The 9,375-nt window shown below is 71.7% G+C and carries 7 protein-coding genes and 1 pseudogene; 3 read left to right on the top strand and 5 right to left on the bottom strand.

Going from position 1 to position 9,375, the window contains the following annotated elements:
• Positions 1–154 precede the first annotated feature (154 nt).
• The 3 genes from mshC to ACWEOE_RS38705 all read right to left on the bottom strand — a co-directional run bounded on the left by mshC (position 155) and on the right by ACWEOE_RS38705 (position 4,874).
• A complete protein-coding gene (mshC, locus tag ACWEOE_RS38715; protein ID WP_452018233.1) occupies positions 155–1,393 on the bottom strand; it encodes a cysteine--1-D-myo-inosityl 2-amino-2-deoxy-alpha-D-glucopyranoside ligase in 1,239 nt (412 codons plus the stop codon).
• 125 nt (positions 1,394–1,518) lie between these two features.
• Positions 1,519–3,477 (bottom strand): hypothetical protein, encoded by a 1,959-nt coding sequence (locus ACWEOE_RS38710; protein WP_452018231.1) that lies wholly within the window; start codon positions 3,475–3,477, stop codon positions 1,519–1,521.
• Positions 3,477–4,874: an ATP-binding protein gene (locus tag ACWEOE_RS38705; protein ID WP_452018229.1), complete on the bottom strand. Its 1,398-nt coding sequence runs from the start codon at positions 4,872–4,874 to the stop codon at positions 3,477–3,479. The genes ACWEOE_RS38710 and ACWEOE_RS38705 overlap by 1 nt, the downstream gene beginning before the upstream one ends.
• 100 nt (positions 4,875–4,974) lie before the next feature.
• Here ACWEOE_RS38705 and ACWEOE_RS38700 point away from each other — a divergent pair, with 100 nt between their 5' ends.
• Entirely contained in the window at positions 4,975–5,769 is a 795-nt protein-coding gene (locus tag ACWEOE_RS38700) for a hypothetical protein (protein WP_452018227.1), read from the top strand.
• Positions 5,770–5,847: 78 nt separating this feature from the next.
• Complete coding sequence (locus ACWEOE_RS38695; protein WP_452018225.1) at positions 5,848–6,387, top strand: hypothetical protein; 540 nt, start codon at positions 5,848–5,850, stop codon at positions 6,385–6,387.
• Here the strand turns inward: ACWEOE_RS38695 and ACWEOE_RS38690 are convergent.
• On the bottom strand, positions 6,381–7,433 hold the full coding sequence (locus tag ACWEOE_RS38690) for a ferrochelatase (RefSeq protein ID WP_452018223.1): 1,053 nt from the start codon (positions 7,431–7,433) through the stop codon (positions 6,381–6,383). The genes ACWEOE_RS38695 and ACWEOE_RS38690 overlap by 7 nt on opposite strands.
• Before the next feature lie 284 nt (positions 7,434–7,717).
• Between ACWEOE_RS38690 and ACWEOE_RS38685 the strand changes: the two are divergent.
• Positions 7,718–7,918: pseudogene (locus ACWEOE_RS38685) on the top strand (IS30 family transposase); the annotation flags it as partial.
• A 51-nt stretch (positions 7,919–7,969) separates the two neighbouring features.
• Here the strand turns inward: ACWEOE_RS38685 and ACWEOE_RS38680 are convergent.
• Positions 7,970–9,364: an FAD-dependent oxidoreductase gene (locus ACWEOE_RS38680; protein WP_452018221.1), complete on the bottom strand. Its 1,395-nt coding sequence runs from the start codon at positions 9,362–9,364 to the stop codon at positions 7,970–7,972.
• Positions 9,365–9,375: the final 11 nt, after the last annotated feature.

Below are 9,375 nucleotides of genomic sequence, written 5' to 3'. Positions count from 1 at the left end.
CTGGACGGTGCGATCGGCCGCCAGGCCGATCCGACCGTTCAGCCGAAACGCCGGCTCAAAGGCGATCTCGCACGCCCTGCCGGAGGCGGGCCAACAACACAGCGATCTCGCACGCCCCGGCGGAGCCGGGGCCAACAACACAGCGGGGCAGACGTCACAGCTCGATGCCGAGGAGCGCGTCAGTGGCGAGTCGGAGGAGCCCCGGTGCGGTGGTGTCCGTTCCGTCCCGGCGCAAGGCCGCCGCGACCCAGGCGTCGATGGCTTCGAGAGCCTTCGGCGTGTCGAGGTCGTCGGAGAGGTGGTCGCGCAGGCGGGCGAGCGTTTCCGTGGCGTCGGGGCCCGCGGGCAGGGCCACGGCCTCGCGCCAGCGGGCGAGGCGTTCCTGGGCTTCGGCCAGCAGCGCGTCGGTCCACGGCCGGTCCTCGCGGTAGTGGCCGGCGAACAGGGCGAGGCGGATGGCGGCGGTGTCGATGCCGTCGGCGCGCAGCCGCGAGACGAAGACGAGGTTGCCGCGCGATTTCGACATCTTCTCGCCGTCGAGGCCGATCATGCCGGCGTGCACGTAGTGACGCGCGAACGGGTGCTCCCCCGCGGCCGCTTCGGCGTGGGCGGCGCTGTACTCGTGGTGCGGGAAGATCAGGTCCGATCCCCCGCCCTGCAGGTCGTAGCCGAGGCCCAGCCGGTTGACCGAGATCGCGCTGCACTCGATGTGCCAGCCGGGGCGCCCGGGGCCCAGCTCCGACTCCCACGACGGCTCACCGTCGCGCGCGGCGCGCCACAGCAGCGCGTCGAGCGGGTGGCGCTTGCCAGGGCGGTCGGGGTCGCCGCCGCGCTCGGCGAAGAACTTCGCCATCGTGGCCTCGTCGTAGTTCGACTCGTACCCGAATCGGCCGCTCGCCGCGTGGTCGAAGTACACGTCCGGGTGGTCGGCGTCGTCGACCCGGTAGGCGCTGCCGTTGGCCAGCAGCTTCGCCACGACCTCCACGATCTCGGGGATCGCCGCCACGACACTCACGAACTGCCGCGGCGGCAGCACCCGCAGCGCCTCCATGTCCTCACGGAACAGGGCCGTCTCGCGCATCGCGAGCACCACCCAGTCGTCGGAGTCGCGCTCGGCGCGCTCCAGCAGCGGGTCGTCGATGTCGGTCACGTTCTGCACGTAGTGGACCTCGTGCCCGTTGTCCCGCCAGATGCGGTTGACCAGGTCGAACGCCAGGTAGGTCGCCGCGTGGCCGAGGTGCGTCGCGTCGTAGGGCGTGATGCCGCAGACGTACATCCGGGCGGTGGCGCCGGGTGCCGTCGGGCGGATCTGCCCGGTGGACGTGTCGTGGAGCCGAAGCGGGCGGGGCGTGCCCGGCAACCGGGGCACGTCGACGGAGGACCAAGTCTGCATACCTCGACTGTAAACGGGACAGACGTCCGCTTTCCCACCCGGTGAGAAATCGAACGTTGTGACCTTGGCCCAGCTCCGCCGGCGCGATCTCGCGTGGTGTCGCTTCCAGCGGAGCCGGAGCCAGGTCAATCCCTTCGGTTGCGCAGGTAGTCGCCCACCACCGCGGCGCCCAAGCCGTCCAGGTCGGGGGCCACCACGCGGCCGCCGGAGCGGCGGGCGATGGTGTCCACGAACGCTTCCAGCCGCGGGTCGTCGCCGAGGCGGAAGACCGTGACCGACGCGCCCAGCTTGGCGATCCGGTCCACTTCGGACAGTGTCTTGTAGAGGGTGCGCGGGTCCGGCGGGTAGTCGAACACCGCTTCACCGTCGGGTTCGAGGTGGGCGGTCGGCTCGCCGTCGGTGACCATGAGCACCACGGGCTGCGCGTCGGGGTGGCGGCGCAGGTGGCGACCGGCCAGGAGCAGCGCGTGGTGGGCGTTGGTGCCCTGCTCCCACGTGCCTTCCAGACCGACGAGCTCCGGCAGCTCCACCGGCATCGCGTAGCGGCCGAAGGTGATCAGCTGCAGCGCGTCGTTGCGGAAGCGCGTGCTGATCAGCTGGTGCAGCGCGAGCGCGGTGCGCTTCATCGGCAGCCAGCGGTCCTCCTGCACCATCGACCACGACGTGTCCACCAGCAGCGCCACGGCCGCGCGCGAGCGGTGCTCGGTCTCGACGACCTCCACGTCCTCGACGTCGAGCGTCACCGCGCGGGAGCCGACTGACGTCGAGCGCAGCACCGCGTTGCGGACCGTGCGGGGCACGTCCCACGGCTGCATGTCCCCGAACCGCCACGGCCGGCTCGAGCCGGTGGGCTCCCCCGCCGCACCGGCCGACTCGGTCTCCCGTTCGCCGGCCTTGCCGCGCAGCGCGTTGACCACTTCGGACAGTGCCGTCTCCCCCAGGCGCCGCAACGCCTTGGGCGAAAGGCGCAGCGAGCCGTCGGCCGCGCGTTCGAACAGGCCCTGGCGGCGCAGCTCACGCTCCAGTTCGGACAGTCGCCGCGCGTCGACGCCGGCGTCCGGGCCGAGCTGGCGCTGCAGTGCCTCGAGATCGATGTCCTCCAGGCTCGCACCGGGGTAGGACTGGCCCAGCTGCTCGGCCAGCCCGTCGAGCTCGGCGAGGTCCTGCATCGCCTGCGCGCCCTCGCCCATCCCCAGCGGGTCCCGGCCGCGGAAGCGCTCCGAGCCCTGCCAGTCCTCACCCGGCCGCAGCGCCTGCAGCTGAGCGTCCAAAGCGGACAGCTGCTGGGCGATGCGCGGGTCACCGAACGCCTGCTGCGACAGCTCCATCAGCTCGGCACGCTGCTCGGCCGACATCGAGTTCATCATGCGCTGCGCGGCGGCCGAGCGGGCCGCCAGCGCGTCGATGAGCTCTTCGACGTTGCGCGGGTTCTCCGGGAAGAACTCGCCGTGGCGGCGCATGAACTCCGCGAACCGCTCGTCGATGTCGTCGGCGCCCTGCGCGTGGGCCGCCAGCAGCGCGTTGAGGTCCGACAGCATCTGGTTGACCTGCTCGACGTCTTCGGGCCCGGCGTTCTGCAAGGCCTGCTTCATGCCCTGGAACCGCGCGTCGAGCGCCTCGCGGCCGAGCAGATCGCGGATCTGCTCGTATTTGTCCCGGGCCTCGGACGAACGCCAGTCGTACTCGCTGAGCTCCCGCACGGCCGCGGCGGTGCCCGGAGGCAGAGCGTCGAGCTGCGCCTCGCGGAAGCGCGCCTCGTCGTCCGGGTCGGGGAACAATTCGCGGCGCTCGGCGGTCAGCGCCTCGCTCAGCAGCTGCTGCACTTCCTGCAGCGTGCCGTCGAGCCGGTGGCGGCGCTGGATCTCCGAGCGGCGCTGCCACAGCCGCCGGGTGAGCTCGTCGAGCCCCGCCGTGCGCTCGGTGCCGCGGCGAAGCAGTTCCTCCAGCGCCGAGCGTGGCGAAGCCCCGGCCATCACGTCGCGGCCGATCTCGTCGAGCGCGTCGCGCAGGTCCGCCGGCGGCGCCAGCGGGTCAGGCCCGTCGTGCCACGGGCCGTAGGAGTACCCCTCCGGAATGAGCGGCATTACTGGCCGTACACCGTGGTGTTCTCGTCGGAGTCCTTCGCCAGCCGCCTGGAGAGGAACAGCGACTCGAGCGCCAGCTCGACCGCGGCCGCGATGCGGCCCGCCGGCTCGTCGGAGGACACCCCGGCACGCTGGGCGACCTCGTGGAGCACCGGCAGCTCCGGCAGGGCGGCGAGCACGTCCTTGCCCGGCACGCGCTCGCCCGTGGCCACCAGGTGGCCGTCGGCGACCGCGTCGGACAGCGGACGCAGGTCGAGCCCGGCGAACCGCTCTCGCGCGGTCTCCGCGACGGCCCGGCGCATCAGGTGCACGAGGTGCTCGACCTCGCGGCCCTCCTCGCCCGGCTCGAATTCGATCTTGCCGCGCAGCACTGTGGGCACCGCGTCGAGGTCCACCGGCCGCGCGACGGGCGGCTCCTCCCCCGTGAGGGCCGACCGGCGCAGCGCCGCCGCGGCGACGGTTTCGGCGGCGGCCACGGCGAAGCGCGCCGACACACCGGAGCGCTGGTCGATCACCGGCGACTCGCGCAGGTTGCGCACGAACCGGGCCAGCACCTCCAGCAACGGCTCGCCGACCTCGGCGACGAGGTGCGCTTCCTGGCGCACCACGGCCACCTCGGCCTCGACGTCGAGCGGGTAGTGCGTGCGGATCTCCGCGCCGAAGCGGTCCTTCAGCGGCGTGATGATGCGGCCGCGGTTGGTGTAGTCCTCGGGGTTCGCGGTGGCGACGAGCAGCACGTCGAGCGGCAGGCGCAGCGTGTAGCCGCGGACCTGGATGTCGCGCTCCTCCATCACGTTGAGCAGCGCGACCTGGATGCGCTCCGCGAGGTCGGGCAGCTCGTTGATCGCCACGATGCCGCGGTGGGCGCGCGGCACGAGCCCGAAGTGGATCGTCTCGGGGTCGCCGAGGCTGCGGCCTTCGGCCACCTTCACCGGGTCGACGTCGCCGATCAGGTCACCGACGGACGTGTCCGGCGTCGCGAGCTTCTCGGTGTAGCGCTCGCTGCGGTGGCGCCAGGCCACGGGCAGGTCGTCGCCGAGCTCGGCCGCGCGGCGGATCGAGGCGGGGGTGATCGGGTCGAGGGGGTGTTCGCCGAGCTCGGAACCCTCGATCACGGGGGTCCACTCGTCGAGCAGGCCGGCCAGCGTGCGCAGGAGGCGGGTCTTGCCCTGGCCGCGTTCGCCGAGCAGGACGACGTCGTGGCCGGCGAGCAGCGCGCGCTCGAGCTGCGGCAGGACGGTACGGGAGAAGCCGACGATGCCGGGCCACGCGTCGCGGCCTTCACGCAGGGCGGTCAGCAGGTTGTCGTGGATCTCCTGTGCGATGGGGCGCGGGGTGTACCCGGCGGCGCGGAGCTCGCCCGCGGTACGGGGAAGTGAGTCAGGGACAACGGTCACGACATCGACGCTACTTACCGATTCGGTGTACGTCGACGTGGAGCGACTCCAGCGTGGGCGATCGTTCGCGAAGTGCGGACTACCGGTAAAATAGGGCGTCGTGTGCCGTCCCAGTGCGACCCTCGCCGTCTGGTCCTCCGCGTGGCTCAACGGAGCCGCGGCTTCCGACGATGTGCTCGACGCCCTCGCTGCCTGGGGCGAAGCGCACGACGTCGTCGCGGCCGACGCCCCCGCCGCCGAAGCCTTCGAGCTCCCCCTGGCGTTCCACCGCGCCGCGACGCCGGTCCAGCTCCTCATGGCCCTGCGCGCGCAGAGCACCAAAATGGCCCAGCTCGTGCTGCCCGTCCCGGGTGACGTCCGCGGTCTCGGCGGCGGCCCGTTCGCCGAAGCCGCCCTGCGCTGTGGAGACGCGGTGGTCCTGACCGAGCTCGGCTTCGGCCTCGTCCCCGAGCCGATCGCCGAGGGCTTGATGCGCTGGACGGTCTACTCGCTCGCCGCCCCGGTCACGCTGGAGTACCAGTCCCTGCCCGACGCCGAACACGGGCTGACGGATGCCATCCGCGCGAGTGCGGGTGCCCTGCAGGCGCTCGACGTGGCCAGCGACCGCCCCGGCGTGCGCGCCGAACTGTCCGCGCACTTGCGCTCGCGACCGCAGGTGGAGTGGCCGGCCGGCACCCCGGCTCGGGCCCTGCGCGTGTTGCAGCGGGCGGAGGAGATCTCCGCGATCCTCGCCATCGCCGGCTCGGACGACCCGGGTGGCGCCCTGTCCGCCTCGGCGGCCAGCCGTCGTGCGGAAGCCCTGCGCCCGCTGTCGGATGCCGTGCGGACGGCGCGGACGGCCTCGGTCAACGAGGCGGTGCGGGTGTTCGCGGAGCAGGCCGACCGGCAACCGTGAGGGTGTTCGCGGTCGGCTGAAGGGCGACCGACGCGAGCACCTGCGCCGTCAGCCGTGGCGAACGCCGACGACCGACCCATGCGGCTTTTGTCGGGATCTCGCGCGTTCGAGCACATCGGCTCGGCCGCACTCGTCGCCGGTGCCGCAACGGTCACCGTGCCGTCGGCCGCTCTTGCCGCGACGCCCACGTACAGCTACGCCAGCGACGCCGACAACTACCTCGGGCAAGGCGCCAGCGAGCGGTTTTCAGCGCCCGCCTATGATTTCGAGCTGCAATCGATCCCGGGCAACCGCAGCATCCGGTTCCTGGTGCTCGGTACGCCGAACGGGCCTTACGGCCCCGGACTCGTCTGGGAAGTGGTGTTCGTGCCGCCTGAGGGCGAGAACCTCCACGAGGGCCACTACGCCGACGCGACCGACAACCCGTTCGCCGACCCGTCGGTCGCGGAGCTCCGGGTCGACGGTGAAGGCCGGGGCTGCGGCACCACCCACGGCGACTTCACCATCCAGACCCTCACCTACGACGCCGCCGGCACGCCCACGCACCTGGCCGCCACCCTGACTTCGCACTGCGACTTCCCCGACGGCCCGGCCTACACCGCCTCGGTCAGCTACTGACCCGCGCGCGCCGGGCGGTTCGCCGGTTCACAACACCCGACCGCGCAAGGCGCCCCGTTCACCGTGCAGCCGGCAGCCGGGAAGGCCGACAGCTTGCGCACCGGGGCGTCCGACACGTGTTCGCGCACCAGCTCCACCACGAGCTCCGCGAAGCGCGGGTCCACGTCCGGCGTCGCGGCCCGGGCGAAGGCCATGCCGTGTTCGGCGGCGCGCTCGGCGGCCTCGTTGTCGAGATCCCAGATCACCTCGAGGTGATCGGACACGAAGCCGATGGGGCTCACCACCACGGACGTCACACCGGCTTCGTGCAGAGCGTCGAGGTGGTCGACGATGTCGGGTTCGAGCCAGGGCACCTGCGGCGGCCCCGAGCGCGACTGCCAGACCACGTCGTACTCCGCGATGCCCGCCTCGGCGGCCACGAGCCGGGCGGCTTCGGCGATCTGGCGGGAGTAGCGGTTGCCGCCTTCCGTGGGTGGGCCGGCAGCGACGTCGGCGCTCACCGGGACCGAGTGCGCGGTGAACACCGTGCGCGTGTCCGGCCGGTCGCCAAGGCTCGCGTGCGCGGCGCGCACCGCGTCGGCGACCGCGGAGACGAACAGCGGGTGGTCGAAGAACTGGCGCAGCTTCACGATTTCCGGCGCGTCGGGACCAGCCGCCGCGCGAGCGCGCTCGATGTCCTCGTCGTACTGGCGGCACGCGGAGTAACCGCCGTAAGCGCTCGTGGGGAACGCGAGCACGCGCCGGACGCCGTCGGCCTTGAGCTGCGCCACGGTGTCCTCCACCAGCGGCTGCCAGTTGCGGTTGCCGAAGTACACCGGCAGGTCGAGCCCCTCGGTGGCCAGCTGCTTCTCGACGGCGGCGATGGCCGCGCGGTTGAGCCGGTTGATCGGCGAAACCCCGCCGAAGTGCTGGTAGTGCTCGGCGACCTCGAGCAGCCGCTCGCGCGGCACCCCCCGGCCCCGGGTGACGTTCTCCAGGAACGGCATCACCTCGTCGGGCCCCTCCGGACCGCCGAACGAAAGCCATAACAACGCGTCGTAACCCACGGTGTCATCTTGCCCCTGTGGCGGCGCGCACCACGGAGCGACCCCTGGACGCGCGAGCAAAGCCGCGGTCCAGGCCGGAGTTCACGAGCGCGGGCATTGCCCGGTCTTCGGCCTGCGGTGGTCGCTCGGAAATCATCACCATCTCGTCGGCGAACCGGGGCGTGCGCGGGTCCGGTCGCCTGCGTGGTGTGCCTCGGGTGCGCCCGGGGCCGTGTCATGGCAACCGTGTAAGCCACGGATGGACCAAGATCAGGTCGCGTTCTGCGATCCAGGAAGCGCCACGGGAAGACGACCTGATCGTCGGCGCCTGCACCGAGTCCGAGATCGTGACCCTGGTCGAACGCTCCACCCGCTACGTCATGCTCGGGCACCTGCCCGGCGGGCACATCGCCGAGGAAGTCCACGACATGCTGATACCGCTGATCCAGACCCTGCCCGAACACCTCCGCGGCTCGCTGACCTCGAACCAAAGCTGCGAGATGGCCCCGAGAATCTGCCTGTCCGTTGTGGACAAAGGGGGCTTTCCGCGGGAGTGGTTACCGCTCGTCGCTGTGGATCACGGACGCGATCACGTCGTTGAACGCCTCCGTGGACGACGGGTGCGTGTAGATCGCCTCGCCGAGCCGAGCGGCCTTGATGCCGTGGCGCATCGCCAGTGCCACGGTGTTGATGAGCTCCTGCGCGTCGACGCTCAGCAGCGCGGCGCCGAGGATCTCGTCGGTGTCGAGGTCGATCACGAACTTCATCACGCCGCGGGTCTCGTCCACGACGTAGGCGCGTGGCATCGCGATGATCTCGGCGACCGGCTGACTGGACACCTTGATCCGGTGGCCCGCCTCGCGCGCCTCGCGTTCGGTCAGGCCGACCATCGCGAGCGGCGGCGTCATGAACAACGTCCGCGGCACGGCGACCCGGTCGGTCGTGGTGCGCTTGCCCTCGCCGGTCAGCTGGTCCAGCACGATGCGGCTGTCGTCGAGGGAGACGTAGGTGAACTGCGGCCCGCCGTTGACGTCGCCGAGGGCGAAGATGTGCGGCCGGCTCGTACGCAGGTGCTCGTCGACCTCCACCGCGCCGCGGGCGGTCACGCGGACGCCGGCCGCGGCGAGCCCGAGGCCCTCGGTGGCCGGTTTGCGCCCGGCGGCGGCCAGCACCGCGTCCGCGGCCAGCGTGCGCTCACGGCCGTCGTGCATGTACCGCACGATCGCCTCACCGGCCCCGTCCTCGACCCCCGTCACGTTCGCGCCGGTGACGATCTCGATGCCTTCGTCGACGAGGATCTTCTCGGCCACGGCCTGCACGTCGTCATCGAGGTGGTCGAGGATGCGCGAGGTGGACTCGAAGAGCGTGACCGCCGAGCCGAACTGCCGGTAGATCGCGGCGAACTCGATGCCGAGGTAACCCCCGCCGACGATGGCGAGGCGCTTCGGCAGCTCGGTGCGGTGGATCAGGTCCGTGCTCGTGACGAGGTACTCGCTGTCGCGCAGGCCCGGCAGATCGGGGATGACCGGGGTCGATCCGGTGTTGATGAGGATGTGCTCGGCCCGCACGGTGACAGGCCCGTCCTCGGTGTCCACGAGCACGGTGTCGGGCCCGGTGAACGTCGCGTGCCCGGTGAGCACGGTGGCGGCCTCGGCCATCCCGTCGAAGTTGCCCTTGCGGAACAACGACGTGATGGCGTGCACCTCGCCCACCGAGCGCTCGTACCACTCCTGTGGCGAGTCGGACGGTCGGCGGTTGCGGGAGCGGTGGACCAGGGCCTTGGTGGGCACGCAACCGACGTTCGGGCAGGTGCCGCCGTACATCTGCGCGGACTGCTCGACCACGATCACGCGCTTGCCGAGCCGGGCCATGGTGGCGGCGGTGATCTTGCCGCCCTTGCCGAAGCCGATCACCAGGAGGTCGGCGGTGAGTGAGTTCTCGACGGTTTCCATGATTCAGGCCC

It is taken from the genome of Amycolatopsis sp. NPDC004368, assembly GCF_053602515.1.
This window is presented reverse-complemented; position numbering and strand designations above follow the sequence as displayed.

Bases quoted from the DNA above. Each gene is read 5' to 3' on its own strand.
- ACWEOE_RS38710 (WP_452018231.1), bottom strand. From the start codon at position 3,477: ATGCCGCTCATTCCGGAGGGGTACTCCTACGGCCCGTGGCACGACGGG.
- ACWEOE_RS38680 (WP_452018221.1), bottom strand. From the start codon at position 9,364: ATGGAAACCGTCGAGAACTCACTCACCGCCGACCTCCTGGTGATCGGC.
- mshC (WP_452018233.1), bottom strand. From the start codon at position 1,393: ATGCAGACTTGGTCCTCCGTCGACGTGCCCCGGTTGCCGGGCACGCCC.
- ACWEOE_RS38695 (WP_452018225.1), top strand. From the start codon at position 5,848: ATGCGGCTTTTGTCGGGATCTCGCGCGTTCGAGCACATCGGCTCGGCC.